15 protein-coding genes are annotated in these 20,361 nt (G+C 62.2%); 7 read left to right on the forward strand and 8 right to left on the reverse strand.

Annotation, left to right across the window (positions count from 1 at the left end):
• Positions 1 to 304 precede the first annotated feature (304 nt).
• The 3 genes from ACVOMB_RS02655 (at position 305) to ACVOMB_RS02665 (ending at position 2,791) form a co-directional block, all read left to right on the forward strand.
• Positions 305 to 1,165: a pirin family protein gene (locus ACVOMB_RS02655; RefSeq protein ID WP_481529744.1), complete on the forward strand. Its 861-nt coding sequence runs from the start codon at positions 305 to 307 to the stop codon at positions 1,163 to 1,165.
• A gap of 200 nt (positions 1,166 to 1,365) precedes the next feature.
• The gene (gene aqpZ / locus ACVOMB_RS02660; protein ID WP_481510554.1) at positions 1,366 to 2,085 is read left to right on the forward strand and encodes an aquaporin Z; all 720 of its coding nucleotides are present in this window, start codon (positions 1,366 to 1,368) and stop codon (positions 2,083 to 2,085) included.
• A 244-nt stretch (positions 2,086 to 2,329) separates the two neighbouring features.
• Positions 2,330 to 2,791 carry a hypothetical protein gene (locus ACVOMB_RS02665; protein WP_481529745.1) on the forward strand — a complete coding sequence of 154 codons (462 nt, stop codon included), beginning with the start codon at positions 2,330 to 2,332 and terminating at the stop codon, positions 2,789 to 2,791.
• A 92-nt stretch (positions 2,792 to 2,883) separates the two neighbouring features.
• Here the strand turns inward: ACVOMB_RS02665 and ACVOMB_RS02670 are convergent, their stop codons facing one another.
• Positions 2,884 to 3,735, reverse strand: a complete 852-nt coding sequence (locus ACVOMB_RS02670) for a pirin family protein (RefSeq protein WP_481529746.1) — start codon at positions 3,733 to 3,735, stop codon at positions 2,884 to 2,886.
• A 236-nt stretch (positions 3,736 to 3,971) separates the two neighbouring features.
• Between ACVOMB_RS02670 and ACVOMB_RS02675 the strand changes: the two genes are divergently transcribed.
• Positions 3,972 to 6,038, forward strand: a complete 2,067-nt coding sequence (locus ACVOMB_RS02675; RefSeq protein ID WP_481529747.1) for a carbon starvation CstA family protein — start codon at positions 3,972 to 3,974, stop codon at positions 6,036 to 6,038.
• The gene (locus ACVOMB_RS02680) at positions 6,038 to 6,262 is read left to right on the forward strand and encodes a YbdD/YjiX family protein (RefSeq protein WP_481529748.1); all 225 of its coding nucleotides are present in this window, start codon (positions 6,038 to 6,040) and stop codon (positions 6,260 to 6,262) included. The genes ACVOMB_RS02675 and ACVOMB_RS02680 overlap by 1 nt, the downstream gene beginning before the upstream one ends.
• Positions 6,263 to 6,480: 218 nt before the next feature.
• Here ACVOMB_RS02680 and ACVOMB_RS02685 read toward each other — a convergent pair whose 3' ends face one another.
• The 5 genes from ACVOMB_RS02685 to ACVOMB_RS02705 form a co-directional block, all read right to left on the reverse strand.
• Complete coding sequence (locus ACVOMB_RS02685) at positions 6,481 to 7,731, reverse strand: DUF819 family protein (protein WP_481529749.1); 1,251 nt, start codon at positions 7,729 to 7,731, stop codon at positions 6,481 to 6,483.
• Positions 7,732 to 7,997: 266 nt separating this feature from the next.
• The gene (locus tag ACVOMB_RS02690; RefSeq protein ID WP_481529750.1) at positions 7,998 to 9,248 is read right to left on the reverse strand and encodes a DUF819 family protein; all 1,251 of its coding nucleotides are present in this window, start codon (positions 9,246 to 9,248) and stop codon (positions 7,998 to 8,000) included.
• 216 nt (positions 9,249 to 9,464) lie between these two features.
• On the reverse strand, positions 9,465 to 9,701 hold the full coding sequence (locus ACVOMB_RS02695) for an SHOCT domain-containing protein (RefSeq protein ID WP_481529751.1): 237 nt from the start codon (positions 9,699 to 9,701) through the stop codon (positions 9,465 to 9,467).
• Positions 9,702 to 9,815: 114 nt separating this feature from the next.
• The gene (locus ACVOMB_RS02700) at positions 9,816 to 11,876 is read right to left on the reverse strand and encodes a S9 family peptidase (protein WP_481529752.1); all 2,061 of its coding nucleotides are present in this window, start codon (positions 11,874 to 11,876) and stop codon (positions 9,816 to 9,818) included.
• Positions 11,877 to 12,177: 301 nt separating this feature from the next.
• Positions 12,178 to 14,169, reverse strand: a complete 1,992-nt coding sequence (locus ACVOMB_RS02705) for an OPT family oligopeptide transporter (RefSeq protein ID WP_481529753.1) — start codon at positions 14,167 to 14,169, stop codon at positions 12,178 to 12,180.
• A 208-nt stretch (positions 14,170 to 14,377) separates the two neighbouring features.
• Here ACVOMB_RS02705 and ACVOMB_RS02710 point away from each other — a divergent pair, with 208 nt between their 5' ends.
• On the forward strand, positions 14,378 to 16,141 hold the full coding sequence (locus ACVOMB_RS02710; RefSeq protein WP_481529754.1) for a peptide MFS transporter: 1,764 nt from the start codon (positions 14,378 to 14,380) through the stop codon (positions 16,139 to 16,141).
• A gap of 298 nt (positions 16,142 to 16,439) precedes the next feature.
• On the opposite strand, the gene ACVOMB_RS02715 is transcribed toward ACVOMB_RS02710, so the two are convergent.
• Positions 16,440 to 17,801, reverse strand: coding sequence for a carbohydrate porin (locus tag ACVOMB_RS02715; RefSeq protein ID WP_481529755.1), 1,362 nt, complete (start codon positions 17,799 to 17,801; stop codon positions 16,440 to 16,442).
• Between the two features lie 800 nt (positions 17,802 to 18,601).
• Positions 18,602 to 19,264 carry a LysE family translocator gene (locus ACVOMB_RS02720; RefSeq protein WP_481529756.1) on the reverse strand — a complete coding sequence of 221 codons (663 nt, stop codon included), beginning with the start codon at positions 19,262 to 19,264 and terminating at the stop codon, positions 18,602 to 18,604.
• 96 nt (positions 19,265 to 19,360) lie between these two features.
• Between ACVOMB_RS02720 and ACVOMB_RS02725 the strand changes: the two genes are divergently transcribed.
• Complete coding sequence (locus ACVOMB_RS02725) at positions 19,361 to 20,317, forward strand: LysR family transcriptional regulator (protein WP_481529757.1); 957 nt, start codon at positions 19,361 to 19,363, stop codon at positions 20,315 to 20,317.
• The last annotated feature ends 44 nt before the right edge of the window (positions 20,318 to 20,361 follow it).

Raw genomic sequence — 20,361 nt, forward strand, 5'->3', positions numbered from 1 at the left:
GACTGGTTTTGTATGTTTGTTTGGTGGATGAGCAGGAGCAGAAGCTCACCCCTCCCCGGCCCTCCCCTTGCCTTTGGCAAATGGAGGGAGCGAAGCGGCAGCCCTGCGCGCAACCCGGGCTTCGGCCCCCTCCCTTTCGCGCAGCGAAGGGGAGGGTTGGGGAGGGGTAACGCTTTCAGCCACCAGCTTCCAGCCCGCCAACCCTCTCCACCAAAACAACAATCCATTCCCCGCACGGCAACCCCTTCTTCGCGCGTGCCATGCCATCCTGCCCCCACATTCAAACACCCCGGAGCAGCCAGCCATGACCACCATCATCAGCCCGCGCGTCCACGACCTTGGCGGCTTCCAGGTCCGCCGTGCGGTCCCCTCGCTGCAGGCGCGCAGCGTTGGCTCATTCGTGTTCGTGGACCATATGGGCCCGGCCATCTTCAGTCCCGGCCAAGGCATCGATGTGCGCCCGCATCCGCATATCGGTCTGGCCACGGTCACCTTCCTGTGGGCCGGGCAGATTGGCCACCGCGACACGCTGGGCTCGGAACAGATCATCCGCCCCGGCGACGTCAACTGGATGACCGCCGGCCGTGGCATCGCCCACTCCGAACGTAGCCCCAGTGAGGCACGTGAACACGCGCAGTCCCTGCATGGCATGCAGACCTGGGTGGCGTTGCCCAAGAGTCACGAGGAAACCGATCCCGGCTTTTTCCACTTTTCCGCTGACCAGTTGCCACAGCAACACCGCGACGGCGCCTGGCTGCGGGTGATCGCCGGCCGCGCCTACGGCGAAGAATCACCGGTCAAGGTATTCGCCGACACCTTGAACGTCGCCATCGACCTGGAACCCGGCGCTGAGATCGACCTGGACAACTCCCATGTAGAGCGCGCGCTCTACATCCTTGAGGGCGATGCCCAGCTGGATGGGGTGGATGTGCCTACCCAGCACCTGATCATTCCCGAGCCCGGTGCTCACAGCCGGCTGCGCGCCAAGACTCCCCTCAAGGCCATGCTGATGGGCGGCGAACCGCTGGATGGCCCGCGCCACCTGTGGTGGAACTTCGTCTCCAGCTCCAAGGAGCGCATCGAGCAGGCCAAGGACGATTGGCAGAACGGTCGCTTCGGCACGATTCCCGGCGATGACAAGGAGTTCATCCCCCTACCCGGCTGAGCCCACTTTCCTTGTCATGGCACGGGCGGAATTCCCATGGCCGCCCCTGCCTTGCTGTAGCTGACAACCCGCAAATCGCGCATAGGCCTAAAGCACTACAGTTGTGCGGGCAAAATAGTTAGCGAATTTGTTACTCACTTCACCCGCTTCTCCGTTATTTTCCCCACACCCGTACCGGGGAAAACATAGGGAACATCATCATGAGCATGGGAAAGCGTTTGGCTGCCGAGTTCCTCGGCACCTTCTGGTTGGTCTTGGGCGGCTGCGGCAGCGCGGTATTGGCAGCGAAGTTCGGCGGTGACGCCAATCCGCTGGGTATTGGCTTTGTCGGTGTCGCCTTGGCCTTCGGTCTGACCGTGCTGACCGGCGCCTATGCGTTCGGCCACATCTCCGGCGCGCACTTCAACCCGGCCGTGAGCATCGGCCTGTGGGCCGGCGGTCGCTTCCCGGCCAAGGATCTGCTGCCCTATATCGTTGCCCAGGTACTGGGCGGTATCGTCGCGGCCTTCATCCTGCTGCAGATCGCCAAAGGCAATGCCAGCTTCCTGATCGATGGCAGCCAGGCCGGCGCCTTCGCCAGCAATGGCTACGGCGCACTGTCGCCGGGTGGCTACACGGTCGCGGCTGCATTCCTGTGCGAAGTGGTACTGACCGCGGTGTTCCTGGTCGTGATCATGGGCGCTACCCATGGCCGTGCCCCGGCCGGCTTCGCGCCGATCGCCATTGGCCTGGCCCTGACCCTGATCCACCTGATCAGCATCCCGGTCACCAATACCTCGGTAAACCCGGCCCGCTCCACCGCCGTGGCCTTGTTTGCCGGCCCCGGCGCAATCAGCCAGCTGTGGCTGTTCTGGGTGGCACCGATCCTGGGTGCAGCCATTGGCGGTCTGGCCTATAAGTGGATTGGCAGCGACAAGTAAGTCACCACATTGGTTTCAAGTGTTATCAGTTAGTCCGAACGGCCCCCTTGCGGGGCCGTTCTCATTGCCAGAAAGGACACTTTGCAAGTGACGGGGTTTTTGTAATACCGTCGCAACTTGGCTGGCGCGCATGGGGATGCACGTACACAGGGAGGGATACCGCCCACCAGCCAGTACCGCCTTCAGAACCATCCACACGTTTTTCGTCGTGCCGCAGGGCCGATGTTCCATGGGGGAATGCGAAGTGAAGACTGTCCGTATTTTTTTGGGCGCACTTGCGCTCGCTGCCTGCGCCAACGCTTCCGCCCAGCAGGCCGTGCAATGTCCATCGCTGCCTGCCAGCAGCGGCCTGCATTGGGAGCAACAGACCCAAAGCGATTTCATCGTCTGCAAAGCCACCACTGAAGATGGCCGCGCAGTACTGAACATGATGCTGAGCGGGCGTGATCCGGGGCTGGCCTTGAACCGTCCCTTGCGTGCGGAAAAGGGTGCGTTTGGTGGCACCGAGCTGTACTGGTACAAGCTGGACATGGGCGGCCGTGACCTGCCCGGTCTGGAGTCGCGCCGCATCAGCGTGGTCAAGCTGGACAAGAACCGCTACGCACAGATCTGGATCGACGCCGCCGACAATGCCGAGCTGGGCACCCTGCAGACCCTTACCCAGAGCCTGAACCTCAATCCGTCCGCATTGGCTGGCAGCAACTGAGCCACGACGGATACCGGTCCGTTGCTGACAGACCACTGATGAAGACCCTTTGATGCCGGTCCCGTCGCATCGCGCGCGGGACCGGCCATCGTTCAGAAGCGGCCTTGCTGGTAGTCGACAAAGGCCTGCATCAGTTCCTCGCGGGTGTTCATCACGAACGGCCCGTGCCGCGCCACCGGCTCGCGCAGCGGGTGCCCTGCCACCACGATCAGTCGCGCACCCTCGGCACCGGCACGCATATGCAGCGTGCTGCCGCCACCCAACACCGCCAGCTGCTGCAGCTCAACCGCGCGTGCATCCTCACCCTCGCCCAGCGACGCATCGCCCTCGAACACATAGGCGAAGGCATTGTGGCCTTCAGGCAAGCCGTAACTCCAGGCAGTGCCCGCGCTCAGGCTTATATCCAGATACACCGGGTCGGTGGCCGGCTGCTGGATAGGGCCGGTGATCGAATCCACCGTGCCGGCGATCACCTTTACGCTTACGCCCTCAGCCGGTGCCAGCTGCGGAATGCGCTCGGGCGCGAACTCCTGATAGCGCGGATCGCTCATCTTGTCGCGCGCCGGCAGGTTCACCCACAGCTGGAAGCCGCGCATGCGGCCGGATTCCTGCTCGGGCATTTCCGAGTGGACCAGGCCGCGCCCGGCTGTCATCCACTGAACGCTGCCGGGGGTAAGCAAACCCTCGTTGCCGTGATTGTCCTTGTGCCGCATGCGGCCATCGAGCATGTAGGTCACCGTCTCGAAACCCCGGTGCGGGTGGTCGGGGAAACCGGCGAGGTAATCCTCGGCCCGGTCCGTGCCGAACTCGTCCAGCATCAGGAACGGGTCCAGCTCCGGCAACGACGGCGTCCCGATGACCCGGGTCAGACGTACACCGGCGCCATCGGAGGTGGGCATGCCGCGGATAGTGCGCACCACCCGTGCGGAATCTTGGCTAGTCATCAGGAAGCTCCTTGAACATGCAACAGACAATGGCCTTCGCCAACCGCCAAACCAATCGCCACGGCTGCAACCAATTGTTCCAGCCAGCCTACCGCTGAAGCACAGCAAGCTCCCGCAGTCATGTTCGATAAGACATGGACCTAAGACCAAAGTCGCATCCGCTTCAGCTGCCATGCACATTGACCCCCGACCTGCTTGGGTAGACCCTTGCAGACATTCCCCTGCGAGGCGACTCGATGAAAGGTTTTTCAAAAGCCGGATGGGCGCTGCTGTCCCTGATAGGCGCGTTCTGTCTAGGCGTCGTGGCACTACGCCGCGGCGAACACATCAATGCCCTCTGGATCGTGGTGGCAGCGGTATCGCTGTACCTGGTCGCGTTCCGCTACTACGGCCTGTTCATCGCCAACAAGGTGCTGGGAGTTGATCCCACCCGCGCCACGCCAGCGATCATCAACAACGATGGCCTGGACTACGTGCCCACCAACAAGCACGTGTTGTTCGGCCACCACTTCGCCGCCATTGCCGGCGCCGGCCCGCTGGTCGGCCCGGTGCTTGCCGCACAGATGGGCTACCTGCCCGGCACGCTATGGCTGATTGCCGGCGTGGTGCTGGCCGGTGCGGTGCAGGATTTCATGATCCTGTTCATCTCCAGCCGCCGCAATGGTCGCTCGCTGGGCGATCTGGTGCGCGAGGAAATGGGCCAGGTGCCCGGCACCATCGCGCTGTTCGGCGTCTTCATGATCATGATCATCATCCTCGCGGTGCTGGCGATGATCGTGGTGAAAGCACTGGAGGGTAGCCCCTGGGGCATGTTCACAGTGATAGCCACAATGCCTATCGCCATGTTCATGGGCGTGTACATGCGCTACATCCGTCCCGGCAAGATCGGTGAGATCTCGATCGCAGGCCTGTTCCTGCTGATCGCAGCGATCTGGTACGGCGGCAAGGTTGCCGCTGATCCGGTGCTGGGCCCGATGTTCACCTTCACCGGCATCCAGATCACCTGGATGCTGATCGGCTACGGCTTCGTCGCAGCAGTATTGCCAGTGTGGCTGTTGCTGGCACCGCGCGACTACCTGTCCACCTTCCTCAAGATCGGCACGATTGTCGGCTTGGCGATCGGCATCCTGATCGTGATGCCGGAACTGAAGATGCCGGCGCTGACCCAGTTCACCGACGGCACTGGCCCGGTGTGGAAGGGCAGCATGTTCCCGTTCCTGTTCATCACCATTGCCTGTGGCGCGGTGTCGGGCTTCCATGCGCTGATCAGCTCGGGCACCACGCCCAAGTTGCTGGCCAATGAAGGCCACATTGCCTACATCGGTTACGGCGGCATGCTGATGGAGTCATTCGTGGCAATCATGGCCATGGTCGCCGCCTCGATCATCGAGCCGGGCATCTACTTCGCCATGAACAGCCCGGCCGCGATCATCGGCACCGACGTGGTGCACGCTGCCCAGGTAGTCACCAACTGGGGCTTTGCGATCACCCCGGACCAGCTCACCGCAACCGCGGCAGAGATCGGTGAGAGCACCATCCTCTCGCGTGCCGGTGGCGCACCGACCTTGGCGGTGGGTATCGCGCAGATCCTGCATGCAGTGCTGCCGGGCGACGGCATGATGGCGTTCTGGTACCACTTCGCCATCCTGTTCGAAGCCCTATTCATCCTGACCGCCGTCGATGCCGGCACCCGTTCGGGCCGCTTCATGCTGCAGGACCTGCTCGGCAACTTCGTGCCGGCCCTGCGCCGCACCGACTCGTGGGTGGCCAGCTTCATCGCCACCGGCGGCTGCGTCGCACTGTGGGGTTACTTCCTGTACCAGGGCGTGACCGATCCGCTGGGCGGCATCAACATGTTGTGGCCGCTGTTCGGCATCGCCAACCAGATGCTGGCCGGCGTGGCACTGCTGCTGTGCACCGTGGTGCTGTTCAAGATGAAGAAGGACAAGTACGCCTGGGTGCCGTTGGTCCCGGCGATCTGGCTGCTGATCTGCACCACCGCAGCCGGCTTCATCAAGATCTTCTCCGACGTACCGGCAGTGGGCTTCCTGGCCCAGGCGCACAAGTACCGTGACGCCATTGCCGCCGGCGAGCTGCTGGCACCGTCGAAGAACTTCGACCAGATGCACCAGGTGATGGTGAACAACTACATCAACACCGGCCTGACCGCGCTGTTCCTGTTCGTGGTGTTCGCCGTGCTGGTGTACTCGATCAAGACCATCGCCGCTGCACGCCGCTCGACAGTGCGCACCGACAAGGAAACGCCTTACGTGGCATTGAAGCCGCACGAGGTTGATCTGTAATGGGCACCGAGCTGGTCCCCGTCGGCCAGTACCAGTCGTTCCGCCGCACCTGGCGGCGCCTGGTACAGACCGCGCGGCTTTGCTGCGGCGTGCCGGACTACGACAACTATGTCCGGCACATGCGCGAGAAGCATCCAGACCGTGATGTCATGGATTACAAAACCTTCTTCCGCGAACGTCAGGAAGCCCGCTTCGGCGGCAGGAGCGGCTTCCGCTGCTGCTGAGGCCGCGGACAAGCAAAACAAAAAAGGCGGCGCCACTGGCGCCGCCTTTTTTGTACCTGTAGTGCCGAGCCATGCTCGGCAGAGGCCTTACCGAAAACCCAGTTTGTAGGAGCGGCGTAAGCCGCGTAACCGACAGATCATGCAATTGCAGTGACAACATGATCTGCACCTGCACTAGCTTCGCGGCTCACGCCGCTCCCACAACCCAAGCCGAAGCCTCAGGCGCCCGCCATCCACTTCAACATCAAGCCGGTCATGTACGCGATCACTGTGCCGGTGGCATAGCCCACCGTACCCAACAGCACACCCACTGGCGCCAAGGTCGGATGGAAAGCCGCAGCCACCACCGGTGCCGATGCCGCTGCGCCGATATTGCCCTGCGAACCAATCGCAAAGAAGAACAGCGGCGTACGCAACATCCGTCCAACCACGTACAGCAGGCCGATATGCACGCCCATCCAGATCACACCGAGCAGGAACAGCCACGGACGATCAGCCAGCGACAGCAGATCCATCTGCATGCCGATGCAGGCAATCAGGAAATACAGGAACAGGGTGCCGATCTTGGATGCACCCGCCGCTTCCAGATTCCGCGCACGGGTAAAGCTCAGCAACAGGCCTGAAATGGTGGAGATCATCACTACCCACACAAACGACGAGTTCAACGAGGCCTTGCTGGCCCAGCTGACGTTCTCACCAAACCAGTTGGCCAACGGGACAGCCAATGCGTGTGCAAGACCAACAACACCCAGACCAACACCAACGATCACCATCAGGTCGGTCAGACTGGGGTTACGCGCACTCTTGGCTTCGTACTCGGCAATGCGACGCTTCATGTCGTCGATGGCCGAGGTGTCTGCACCACTCTTGGCATCAATCGCCTGCGAGCGGCCAGCCAGCCACAACAGCACCGCCATCCACAGGCTGGCGCAGGCCACATCGACCACTGCGATCTGGCCGAAGGTGGTGGCATCCACGTTGAAGGTTTCGCGCATGGCGGCCATGTTGGCGCCGCCGCCGATCCAACTGCCCGCCAATGCAGCCATGCCGGCCCAGGTATCGCCGGCTACGGTTTCTGGGTGAATGAATTTCATCACCTGGAACGACACCGCCGCGCCAAGCACGATGCCGACTGTGCCGGTCACGAACATCACCAGCAGCTTGGGACCGAGCCGGGCGATACCTTTCAAATCAATGGAAAGCGTAAGCAAGACCAGCGCGGCCGGCAGCAATACGTCACGTGCAATCGGGTTGTAGAGCTTGGTGCTGTGGCCGTCAATCAGGCCAGTAGTGTTGTAGATGGCGGGTATGAAATAGCACAGCAGCAGCGCCGGCACCCAGGTGAAGACCTTCTTCCAGAACGGGGTTGGGCCGCTGGCCAACCAGAAGATCAGGGCCAATGTGGCAGCGATCAGGCCGAGGCCGACGATGTCATTGGTGATGAGAGCAGTAGTGCGTTCGGTCGGCATAAGGCCTGTTCCTGTCGATCGAAGGGAAATAAAAACGCCACGTTGGTGACGTGGCGTTGAGGGTGGAGCCTAGCATGGTGGTGGATGGGGGTCTTGTTTAGTGAAAGCAGCGCTACGCGCCTCCCCTCTCCCCAACCCCTCTCCCGCAAGGGGAGAGGGGCTCGAATCCGGCGAGCGCGAGTTAACCGTGCAACCGCAACTTTAGCCCCTCTCCCCTTGCGGGAGAGGGGTTGGGGAGAGGATAAGCACGCAACGCGTGCCGCTTCTCACCCAGCTCCAGCCATCGCCCGCAAGGTAATCCCCACCACATAGGCCGCACCGGTACCCACGGCGTAACCCAGCGTACCCAGCAACACACCTACCGGCGCCAAGGCCGGATGGAACGCAGTCGCCAACACCGGCGCAGAGGCCGGGCCACCGATATTGCTCTGCGATGCAATGGCGAAATAGAAGAACGGCACCTTCAGCAGCCTGCCGACCAGCCACAACAGCACGATGTGCACGCCGATCCACAATACGCCCAATGCGAACAGCCAAGGCTTCTCCAGCAATGCCAGCAGATCCATCTGCATGCCGATGCAGGCAATCAGGAAGTACAGGAACATCGAGCCCCACTTCGACGCGCCCACGCCTTCCAACTCGCGCACGCGGGTGAAACTCAGGCCCAGACCGATGAAGGTCGCCAGCATCACCACCCACACGAACGGTTTGTCCATGCTCACCGAGCTGGACCAACTGACGTTTGCGGCAAACCAATCCGCCAACGGAGCGGCCAGACCGTGTGCCAATGCAACTGCACCGAATGCCACGCCAGCCATCACCATCAAGTCACCCAGCGCGGGAATGCGCGCGTGCTGTGCCTGGTAACTGGCCACACGATCACGCAGATCATCCAGCGCGCGCGTATCGGCACCACTGCGCTTGTCCATCGCCGGTGCACGTGAGGCGAAGAAAATCAGCACCGCCATCCAGACATAGCCGACGCCAACATCCACCACCGCGAACTGGCCGAAAGTGGTGGCGTCGACTTCGAAGATTTCCTTCATCGCCAGCATGTTGGCACCGCCGCCGATCCAGCTGCCAGCCAGCGCCGCCATGCCGCCCCAGGTTGCGCCGGCCACGGTTTCCGGATGCAGCCAGGCCATTATCTGGAATGCGACCACCGCGCCCAACATGATGCTCAGCACTGCAGCCACATACATCGCCAGCATCTTCCAACCCAAGCCCAGGATGCCTTTCAGGTCGATGGACAGCGTCAACAACACCAGCGCCGCAGGCAGGAACACATCGCGCGCGATCGGGTTGTAGAGCTTGGTGGTCTCGCCATCGATCAGACCGAAGGTGTTGTACACACCGGGAATGAAGTAACACAGCAGCAACGCGGGCACGAAGCTGTAGAACTTTTTCAGCAGCGGATTGCTGCTGCCCGATGTCCAGAAAATAACGCCCAGCGTGGCGGCGATCAGGCCGAACACGATGATGTCATTACTGATGAGTGCGCCTGTTGCGGCTGCCATCATCGTCTATCCCCTTGATTACCTGGTGTGGGCAAACCCCCGCCCTTGAAGAAACCTACAGCCACACATCGTCAAGAACGGAAGACGGGGATAGCGCAGGACGAAGCAACAACGGCGACTCCTTCGCCCCTCCCGGCCATGCCGGCCCGGCAGAACAACAACGCTCTCCAACCCCTGCCGGGGATTGCCCCCGACTGGTCAACAACTACGCCCGAACTAGATGCTGCCCACGATGACAGCACGTTGCTGCTGATATTCGGCCTCACTGAGCAGGCCCTTGCCGCGAAGCTCATCCAGCTGCTGCAGACGCTGCTGCGAGCTCGCTGTAACGGCGCCTGGGCCCGGCTTGCGCGCTACGCGTATGCACAGCCAGACAACCAAGCCGATACCGCCTGCGAAAAATACAAAGCCGATCAGTAGAACCAATAAATGCCAAATGCTGAAGCTTCCCATCGTTCCCCATCCTCCATGACAACAGATATCAAAATGTAACGTAGCGACTCGCTGCAACCGCAGTACCAACTCAAAAGAAAAGGCGCACCAACGGCGCGCCTTTTCAATGACCCGTTACTCGCCGATGTGCTGCTTCAACCAGCCATTGACCGTGTCGTGCCACTGCACGCTGTTATGCGGCTTCAACACCCAGTGGTTTTCGTCCGGGAAGTACAGGAACTTGGACTCGATGCCCTGACGCTGCAGCGCGGTGAACGTGGCCAGGCCCTGCTCCACCGGGATGCGGTAATCCAGCTGGCCCTGCACCACCAGCATCGGCTTCTTCCAGTTGGCGACGTGGTTGACCGGATTGAACTTCTCGTAGTTCTGCGGCACGTCGTACGGAGTACCGCCCTGCTCCCACTCGGTGAACCACAGTTCTTCGGTGGCATAGCCCATGGCGCGCTGGTCGAACACACCGTCGTGGTTCACCAGGCACTTCCACGGCTCATTCCAGTTGCCGGCGATCCAGTTGACCATGAAGCCGCCGTAGCTGGCGCCCAGCGCGCAGGCCTTGTCGCCGTTGAGGAAGCTGTACTTCTGCTGCGCCGCGGCCCAACCCTTCTGCAGGTCTTCCAGCGGGCGATCACCCCAATGCTGGCTGATCGCGTCGGTGAAGGCCTGGCCGTAGCCGGTGGAGCCATGGAAATCGATCATCACCACTGCGTAGCCCTGACCGGCATAGGTCTGCGGGTTCCAGCGATAGCTCCAGCCATTGCCGAAGCTGCCCTGCGGGCCGCCGTGGATCAGGAACGCCACCGGGTACTTCTTGCCTTCCTGGTAGTTGTGCGGCTTGACCACGTAACCGTGCACGGTCTCGTCGTTCCAGCCCTTGAACGAGAACTGCTCGAAGTCACCGAAGTTCACCCCGTCCAGCATTTCGCCGGCGCTCTGGGTAATGGCGCGCTGCGGTGCGCCGGCAGCGGTGCTGCTGGTGAACACCTGGTCGCCACTCTTCAGCGAGTTGCGGGTGAAGGCCAGCGCATCGCCAGCGATGTCGAAGGAGGAGATGCTGCCCTCGCCCACCAGCTTGCTCGGCTCGCCATTGGCGATGTTGACCGCGAACAACGGGTGCTCGCCCATGTCCTGTGCGGTCGTGTAGATGGTCTGGCCGTCCGCCGACAAGGTGATGCCATCAGCCGAACGGTCCCACTGTGCGGCGATTTCCTTGACCTTGCCGCTGGCCACGTCCATCGCCATCAGGCCGAAGCGGTCAGCTTCGAAGCCCGGGCGCTTCATCGCGCGGTAGAACAGGGTCTTGCCGTCGGCGCTGAACACCGGGCCGGCGTCCCATGCCGGGTTGGCAGCGGTCAGGTTGACCGGTGCCTTCTTACCGGCTGCGTCGAGGCGGTACAGGTCGAAGTTGGTCGACCACGGCTCCTGGCTGCCCTGCACGCGGATGCTGGCCACGACGGTCTTGCCATCCGGCGACCAGACGAAGTCTTCATTGCCACCAAAAGGCTTGGATGGCGCGTCGCCAGCCAGCGTTGCGCTGATCGCCGAAGCGCCCTTCACCGCAGCAGCACCAGCTGCCGGCAGCGACGCGACGAACAGCGTGTTGCGACGGCCGTCAGCCCAGGTATCCCAATGACGAACGAACATGCTGTCGTAGACCTGGCCGCTGCTCTTGTCAGCCTTGTCCTTGTCCAGACGCTTGCTGGTGCAGGCCAGGTCCGAACCGCAGTCCTGGAACACGCCGGCGCTGAACAGCACGCGGTCGCCCTGTGGCGAGACGCGGTAGCTGTCCACGTCCAGCGCGAAATCGGTGAGCTGTCGCGGCTCGCCGCCAGCCAACGGCATCACGTACAGCTGCTGGCTGCCGTTCTTGGCGCTGAGGAAGTACACGTTCTGGCCCTCGATCGAGGCCGAATTGACGTTCCAGCCAGCCGGGGTCAGCTGCTTCGGCGGTGCCATGTCGCGGGTACGCAGGTCGCGGATCCACAGGCTGCTGCTGGCCTTGAGGTCGGCATCGACGATGCGCTTGGCGAACACCACCTGTGCGCCATTGGCACTGAGCAACGGTGCGGACGCACGGTCCAGCTTGACCATGTCGCGGACTTCAAAACCGCGCGCACTGGCCAATGATGGCAAGGCGGCCAGCAGGCACAGCGGCAACAGGGCGTGACGAAGCTTCATGGGCAACTCCCAGGCAAAGGCAAACCCCGATGGTAGGCGGCCAGCCCGCCCCACTGCAAAGGCTTGAAGTCATGGCCGGGCAACCGCCGGAAACAGCAAAGCCGCCCTTGGGCGGCTTTGGCTTGAGCCCCCTCCCTTTGGCCACAGGCCAAGGGGAGGGTTGGGGAGGGGTGCTTTGGCTCTAGAGCTTCAAGCCCGCCAGCCAAATAAAGATCAAAAGCTCCCCCCATCCGCCCCTGCGGGGCACCTTCCCCCGCAAGCGGGAGAAGGGAATGCCTCGCGGCCCGTCGAGTGTCAGCCCTTAAGCCTTCGCCGCCGGCTCGCCCTTCTTGCCGATGCGGTACATCAGCAGGCCAACCAGGAACAGCACGAACAGGCCAACCCAGGCCGACATGCTCGCCCAGGTATCGGCAAAGCCACCCAGCGGCAGTGCGAGCACGTCGCCCTGCCCGCTGACCACGATCGGCACCGCAATGGCGATACCCATCAGCGCCTCACCGGTGATCAAACCAGCAGCAAACAGCACGCCAGGGCGGTGCACACGGTCGCGGCCTTCTTCGTCGTCGGCACGCAACTTGTGGAAACGCTCGACCAGATGAGCCAGCAGGCCGCCCAGGAAGATCGGCACCATCAGCTCCAGCGGCAGGTAGATACCGATGGCAGCGGCCAGCACCGGCACACGGAAGCGCTTGCCGGTCTTCTTCAGCCACTCGTCGATGGCAATGATCACCGCACCAACGCCCGCGCCCAGCGCGATCATCGTCCACGGCAGTTCACCACCAAACAGACCGCGTGCAACCGAAGCCATCAGGTTGGCCTGCGGTGCAGCCAGCGAGTTCGGGTGCTCGGCAGTCGGCGCACCGATGCCGTAGGCGTGGGCCAGCAGGTTCAGCACCGGCGCCATGATCAGGGCGCAGGAGAATGCGCCAATGCCCAGCATCAGCTGCTGCTTCCACGGCGTAGCACCGACCAGATAACCGGCCTTGAGGTCCTGCAGGTTGTCACCGCCAACGGCGGCCGCACAACAGACCACCGCACCGATCATGATCGCGGCCACCGCGCCCAGCGGAGCACCACCGACGCCGACCGGAATCAGGCCGTCCTTGCCCAGTAGCAGCACCAGCACCACCGAGGCGAACAGGATGGTGGAGATGGTGATACCCGAAACCGGGTTGTTGGACGAACCAATCAGGCCAGCCAGATAGGCCGACACCGACACGAACAGGAAGCCGGCGACAATCATGATGATGGTCATCGGGATCGACACATGCCACTGGCCGACGATGGCCTGGTACAGGCCCAGCAGCGGCAGGGTGAAGGCGATCAGGGCGATCAGCATCCACTTCATCGGCAGATCGCGTTCGGTCTCGGCCAGGGCCGGGCCACTGCTCTTGCGGGCAGCAGCAAAACCACTCTTGACGCCGTTGAACAGCGACTTGCGCAGCGAGAACAGGGTCCAAACGCCGCCAATCAGCATCGCGCCGACGCCCAGGTAACGGATCTGCGAACCCCAGATGGCAAAGGCCGATTCGGCCGAGCCGGCATTGGCCAGCGAGGCCGCCAGGTCCGGGTTACCACCCAGGAAGAACGCCTGGTACAGGGGGATGGCGATATGCCAGGACAGGATCGAGCCGGACACCACCACGATGCCGACGTTCAAGCCGACGATGTAACCCACGCCCAGCAGCGCTGGCGACAGGTTGGTACCGATGAAGGCGGTGATCTTGGAGCTGCCGATATAGGCCGACTGCGCCCAGGCATCCGGGAAGATGCGCAGGCCCGAGGCCGCTGCCAGCTTGACCAGACCGCCGATGGCAGCCGAGATACCGAGGATCTTCATGCCCGGGCCCGGGTTCTCACCGGCCTTGAGCACTTCGGCCGCAGCCTTGCCTTCCGGGAAGGGAAGCGGATCTTCGACGATCATCGAGCGCCGCAGCGGCACCGAGAACAGCACGCCCAGCAGGCCGCCCAGGCCGGCGATACCCAGCACCCACCAGTACTTGAAGTCCGGCCAGTAGCCCATGATGACCAGCGCCGGGATCGTGAAGATCACACCGGCGGCAATCGACGAACCGGCCGAGGCGCCGGTCTGGACGATGTTGTTTTCAAGAATGGTGCCGCCACCAAGCAGACGCAGCACGCCCATCGAGACGACGGCGGCCGGAATGGCGGTAGCAATGGTCAAGCCTGCGAACAGGCCCAGGTAAGCATTGGCGGCAGACAGCACCACAGCCAGCACGATGGCAAGAACCACCGCGCGGAATGTGAGCTGCGCAGGCGCAGCGTTGTTCATGGAAAGCCCTTGAATGGCAAAAAACCTTCGCCACGCTAACGCCCGCTTAACAGCAAGTCCAGCCGCAGCGCGCCACGGCCCCCCATGCGGCACAGCCAGCGCCCCTATTCGGCACAGCCCGGCAGGAGTTTTGCCTGATGTTGCGCTGCGGGCGATGCCTGGACAACACCGCGCCTATACTCGCGGCCTTCGATTTTGACGGGTGCCCATGTCCACAACTTCCTTGCCGGCGACCGGCAGCGACGACTTCCTCGGCCACCCCAAGGGCGTGTACGTCTGCTTCTTCACCGAAATGTGGGAACGCTTCTCCTTCTACGGTATGAAGGCGTTGCTGCTGCTCTACCTCACCAAGTACCACCTGTTCGGTGACAAGGCCGGCCTGGACCTGCTGGGCGCCTACGGCGGTCTGGTCTACTGCATCCCGGTGTTTGGCGGGCTGCTGGCCGACCGCTGGCTGGGCATGCGCAAGGCGGTGGTGTTCGGCGGCATCCTGCTGGTGCTCGGTCATGCCGGCATGGCCTTCGAGGGGCATGCGGCGCATCGGGTGGCTGGCGAAGTGGTCCGCGATGAGGGCGCGCTGACGGTGACCTATCTATCGCTGGCACTGATCATCATGGGCGTGGGCTTCCTCAAGCCGAACATTTCCACGATTGTCGGCAAGCTCTATCCGGACAACGATCCACGCCGCGATTCGGGCTTCTCCCTGTTCTACGCCGGCATCAACCTCGGCGCCCTGTTCGCCTCGCTGGTCTGTGGCTTCCTCGGTGAGGCCTATGGCTGGAAGTACGGTTTCGGCGCTGCCGGCATCGGCATGCTGGTCGGCCTGGCGATGTTCCTGTGGGGACAGAAGTACCTGCAAGGTCACGCCGAACCGGCGCAGCCTGCGACGCTGCGCGAGCGCGTGCTCGGCGTGCCGCGCGAATGGCTGATCTACGCTGTCGCCGTCGTCGGCATCGTTCCTGTCGCGGCACTGATGTGGGCCGCAGCCAACGGTGCCTTCGCCCTGGGTGGTGAAATCAGCCTGGCGCTGATGCTGATGATCGTGGTGCTGGGTGGTGTACTGCTGTGGTTTGCCTGGTTCACCGGCACGCAATGCACACCGGAACAACGCCAGCAGATGATCGCGCTGATGGTGCTGATCTTCATGGCGCTGGTGTTCTTCACGCTGTATGAGCAGACCTACGGCTCCTGGGTCACCTTCACCGACCGTCTGCTGACCAAGGATCTGGTGCCATCGCTGGTGATCCGCGACGGCACCCCGCTGCCGTGGTCCATCGTTTCGTTGCTGCTGGCACCGCTGGGCTTCGTGGTCGCCGCGCGCCTGTCGGACCGCGATCCATCCTCGAACGCGCCGCGTCTGCTGTTCGCCATCATCGTCGCCGCAATGCTGGTGATGCTGATCCGCGATTGCCTGGTGCTGCCGCAGACCGCCGGCTCCCTGACCTATCTGGGTGCGCTGTTCCTGGTGCTGCTTGCGCCCTTGTTCGCCGCACTGTGGGCGTGGCTGGACAAGCGCCGTCTTGACCCGTCCAAGCCGTTGAAGTCCTCGTTCGGCCTGGTATTTGGCGCCCTGTCCTTCGTGCCCTTGGCCCTGGCCGCGCAGCAGGTAGGCGCAACCGGGCAGATGGCCAGTGTGTGGTGGCTGGTGCTCGCCTATCTGATCCTGGAGATTGGCGAAATGTGCCTGTCACCGGTTGGCCTGTCAGCTGTCACCCAGCTGGCGGCACCGCGCGTGGTCAGCCTGATGATGGGCACCTGGTTCCTGGCCACGGCGTTCTCCGAAACCCTGGCTGCACTGTTCGGCAAGCTGGCCGCCATCGACGTACCCGAAGGCGAAGTGATGAACATCGCCGAGGCGGCGGGCCGCTACGAACACCTGTTCTGGCTGCTGATGTGGATCGGTCTGGGCTGTGCGGTAGTCGCCCTGCTCGCCTCGCCACTGCTGAAGCGGATGATGCACGGCGTGCGCTGACCCGACGCCCTTCATTTTATTGTAGGAGCGGCATAGGCCGCGAAGCCGGTACCGGTTGAATGACAGAGATCTCTGCGGTTTGACCGACTATTAGCTTCGCGGCTTACGCCGCTCCTACAAAAGCCCGGCGGCTGCGACGCTTCGCCGCCGCTGAAACGGTGATCCACGACGTGCTGTGAATCCCGCATCTTGTGGGAGCGGCGTGAGCCGCGAAGCCGGTGCCGATTGAATGACAGAGATCTCCGCAATCTGACTGACCGTCAGCTTCGCGGCTTACGCCGCTCCCACAATGGAATCGCTACAACGCCACTTGCAGCTTCACGCCTGCCACCAATGCGTCGTCCACCTGTTCAACACCGCCTGGGTGCTTGACGTACTGCAGGTTCGGCCGCACCGTCAGCCAATCACTTACATGCACCCCGTAGTACAGCTCCGCGTTGTGTTCAGTGCTCTGCAGCGGCTGATACAGCGGATCTGCGTAGTCATCAACGCCGTTGACTGCATTCAACATGCGCTGACGGCGGGTCACATCTCCATTCACATGGATTCGCCCAACAGCGAAGCCAATAGCATCCTCCGGGCGTGTGTTGAACGGCCCCCGATACACCAGACCCATCTGCTGAAAACTGTCCACCACATTGGTCGCCTTGTCGTGGCTGGTCAGGTTGGCAAACAGCGTCAGCCCACGTGATCCATCACCGGCCAAGCGCGTCACCTGCTGCTGCGCAGTAAACCACGCGCCGTGTTTTCCATCCCGTGTCCTGAAGTCATTACCTATCATCGCCTGCGGCAAACCATCAATGTCCTGGAACACGTCCTTGGCCCGCGCCGTGCTGCGGTAGTAACCCAACCGATATTCGCCCGGCAAACCAGCAACCGCGTGGTCGGAAGTCCAGACCAACTCCACGGGCAGCAAGGTCCCAGCGCGCCCCCGCGTGCTGAAAGTGAAACCGCGTCGTGCGTCCAGCAACAGGGGATTCTGCTCGTAAGCCCCCACCTGCAACGCCAGCTCGGGCGTGACTTTGAGCTTGACCCGCGCCGCCCATTGGCTCACCGGCCAGTTGTACCAGATGCCACCAGCCCAGTTGCCCACCTGCGAGCCGCATGCCACCAGATTCTGGAAGTCACAGGGGAAGCTGTTGAAATCCTCTCCCTCACCAAAGCGCCCCAGCTTCACATCGAGCGCCCCGTCAAAGTACTGCTGCTTGAACCACAACTGGGTCAGCCGCCAGTTTTGTCCCCGCCCCCATATTTCCTGCACCGAGCTGAGTTGGCCGGTGCGCGGATCGGCAATACCAATGCTGGACAGGCTACGCCCGCTGCGCTCGGTGACGGAAAGCTGGAACTCAGCGGCCTTCCAACTGAACAGCGTGTCCAGATCCAGGTGCGCCCCCAGTGCAAGCTGGCCGCTGAAACGGCCGAGATGGTCATCGCGATAGCCACCGTCAAGGATGCCTGCGAACTCGCCCACGTATCCGATAGTGAAGTCGTAGCCAGCCGCCTGCAAGCGGGGCCGAGCTCCATGCCAATCACCCAGCATCCACGCTGACTCCGCCGAAGCCGCATCCGCCGCCAGCGCAGAACCGGCCATCAGCGCGAATGAAACACCGCACAACCGAGCGGTCAGCGTAAGGCTCGAACAAACACAAATCTTCTTCACCGCTCACTCCCTTGATCAGCGAACGGAATGCCACGTTGCACCCGCTACGCGCATGCACCGCATCATTTCCATTGCCAACGTGACGCATCCGTTGATGCAAGTGACAGTAGAGTCCTGAAGCAGTGAAGCTGATGCAACGACAACCATGATTGCGCAGGCATTTTGCAGACGATTCGCAATCAGCACCCAACATTCTTGGCGCGTCGCCGAACAGAACCGCTTATAAAGCGCTGGCCCATGTCCCCATCAGGAAGTTACTCATTCACTGATGCCGCAGCCTGGATACGCAGCTGCGGCGGCAAACATATTGGATGTCTCAAAGGTGAATACGCTCCTGGCAAAGCCCGCGCACTCCAGCGATTCTGACCAACTCCACACAGCTTGTGATCTACGTCGAATCAGGATCAGTTCCTCGCCGTTGACAGATGCTCGCCATCATCGATGACTATCGGAACTGATCGCGGTGCTGGCGGTTCTCGCCTACTTCCAACTTGCCCCGGGCGAACGGCAACGTGTGCGCACAGCCGTTTGCGGCGAGGTCGCGCTGGTAGATCAAAGCTGCGGCTGGGCGGCGCTGGCCGAGTGCACCCCATTGGCTGACTTCATTTCCGAGGCCCTGCGGTGGCAAGCTGTTCGCGCTGGTTGAGCTGATGAGTGCATTGGCCGCCTTCCTGCGAAACGCCCGCTTCCAGCTCGCCTCCGATGACGCCCCGCGCTTCCATTGGAAAGTGCAGCTACTCAGGGAAGATGGACCGCCGGTGCGCGTATCAGCCCTTTGAATACGCTGCCCGCCGCACATCTCATCCAGCAGCACCCTTGAGGTAAGTGCTGCCAACTTCCCATAGCAGGCGCAGCGCAAACGCGAAGAACACCAGCGCCATCACCGCCTCCAGGCGTCCACCCATGCGCAGGAACTTCTGCCGCACGCTCGGTTGGGCGAAGACCAGGCTGACCAGCACGAACCAGCCCGCATTGACCAGGCACATCCAAAGGCCGTAAAGCGCCTGAACCTTCAGCGGCGTCGCTGCACTGACCACCGTGGTGAAAATGGCCAGGAAGAACAATGTTGCTTTTGGGTTGGTGGCATTGGTCATGAAGCCCAGTGCAAATGATCGCCAAGCGCCCCCTTCGACTACCGCACCACCCTCGATCTCTACAACTGGATTGTCCTGCTTCGCGCTGCGCAGGAAGGAAAACACCAGATAGAGCAGGTAGAGCGCTCCGGCAATTTTAGCCACCGCCATCAAGGATGGCTGGGCATGCAACAACGCACCCACGCCCAGCAAGGTGTAGAGGACATGGACCGAAATGCCAGCGCCGATTCCGATCGCCACCCATATCCCAGCCCGCCGCCCCTTGCGCACGCTCTGCCGCACCGTGACAGCGAAGTCGGGCCCGGGCGCGATGACGGCCAATAGATGGATCAGCGCCAGCGAAATGAACTCGGGGTAGTAAGCGATCAAAATTTGGTTCCAAGTCAGGTAAGGAGCGGCTGGAAAAATTCTATTTCCCGGATCAGACTTGGGGAATCACCCAAAGAACCAAATGATCTTTGCGCCATGAGCACAAATAAAACCATCGCACTGATGGCCGACATGGTGATCTTCGTAAAGGTAGTGGAGACCGGAAGCTTCTCCGAAGCCGCACGCCAGCTCGGCACCACCCCCTCGGCCACCAGCCGTTCGGTTGCTCGCCTGGAGAAGGCACTGGGCATTCGCTTGTTGCAGCGCTCCACACGTAAGCTGCGGCTGAGCGACCTTGGGCAGGCGGTATTCCAGCACTGCACCGACGTGTCCAATGCGGCCCAATCGGTGATGTCCATATCCCACCAGCTCAGCCCCGAACCACAGGGGCTGGTGCGCGTCAGTGTCCCCAAAGCCGTGGGCCGCGCCTTGATCCATCCGCACGTTGCTGACTTTTTGGCGCGCCATCCCAAGATCGACCTGTTACTGCGCTTCGAGGACCGCCAGCTGGATTTGATCGATGACGAAATCGATCTGGCCATACGCATTTCCGACCAGCCCGCACCCGGCCTGATGGGCCGCCCCTTGATCAGCATCGATCATCTGTTGTGCGCATCACCGGCATATCTACGGACACGCGGCACACCCTCACAGCCGCAGGATCTGCGCGATCACGACTGCATCTATCTGGGCGAAGCGCCCGACGATGCGCGCTGGAAGCTGCAACGTCAAGGCAAGACCGTAAACGTCAATGTGCACGGCCGCTATGCGGTCAACCATACCGGCGCGCGGCTCGATGCCGTGCTGAACAACCTCGGCATCGGCAGCCTGCCCTACTTCACCGCCAAAGAAGCGCTGCAGCAAGGACGCATCGTGCAGGTTCTCAGCGATTGGACATTTCAAAGCAACTACGGCGGACAGGCCTGGGTGCTGTACACGCCAACGCGTCATCTGCCACCAAAACTGACGGCTTTCATCCACTTCATGGCCGAGCGTCTGGCTGAGGAGCCCACCCTCGCCGGGCCAGTTCGTACGTCAGATCAACAGACCTAACTGCCCTGCGAGTGCCGGCACGACATCTGCTGTGGTTTCCGAGG

The organism is Stenotrophomonas sp. STEN018 (assembly GCF_056760235.1).

Coding starts and splice junctions, on each gene's coding strand:
- ACVOMB_RS02670 (WP_481529746.1), bottom strand. CDS start 3,735: ATGACTAGCCAAGATTCCGCACGGGTGGTGCGCACTATCCGCGGCATG.
- ACVOMB_RS02675 (WP_481529747.1), top strand. CDS start 3,972: ATGAAAGGTTTTTCAAAAGCCGGATGGGCGCTGCTGTCCCTGATAGGC.
- ACVOMB_RS02725 (WP_481529757.1), top strand. CDS start 19,361: ATGAGCACAAATAAAACCATCGCACTGATGGCCGACATGGTGATCTTC.
- aqpZ (WP_481510554.1), top strand. CDS start 1,366: ATGAGCATGGGAAAGCGTTTGGCTGCCGAGTTCCTCGGCACCTTCTGG.
- ACVOMB_RS02690 (WP_481529750.1), bottom strand. CDS start 9,248: ATGGCAGCCGCAACAGGCGCACTCATCAGTAATGACATCATCGTGTTC.
- ACVOMB_RS02685 (WP_481529749.1), bottom strand. CDS start 7,731: ATGCCGACCGAACGCACTACTGCTCTCATCACCAATGACATCGTCGGC.
- ACVOMB_RS02705 (WP_481529753.1), bottom strand. CDS start 14,169: ATGAACAACGCTGCGCCTGCGCAGCTCACATTCCGCGCGGTGGTTCTT.
- ACVOMB_RS02655 (WP_481529744.1), top strand. CDS start 305: ATGACCACCATCATCAGCCCGCGCGTCCACGACCTTGGCGGCTTCCAG.
- ACVOMB_RS02695 (WP_481529751.1), bottom strand. CDS start 9,701: ATGGGAAGCTTCAGCATTTGGCATTTATTGGTTCTACTGATCGGCTTT.
- ACVOMB_RS02710 (WP_481529754.1), top strand. CDS start 14,378: ATGTCCACAACTTCCTTGCCGGCGACCGGCAGCGACGACTTCCTCGGC.
- ACVOMB_RS02700 (WP_481529752.1), bottom strand. CDS start 11,876: ATGAAGCTTCGTCACGCCCTGTTGCCGCTGTGCCTGCTGGCCGCCTTG.
- ACVOMB_RS02680 (WP_481529748.1), top strand. CDS start 6,038: ATGGGCACCGAGCTGGTCCCCGTCGGCCAGTACCAGTCGTTCCGCCGC.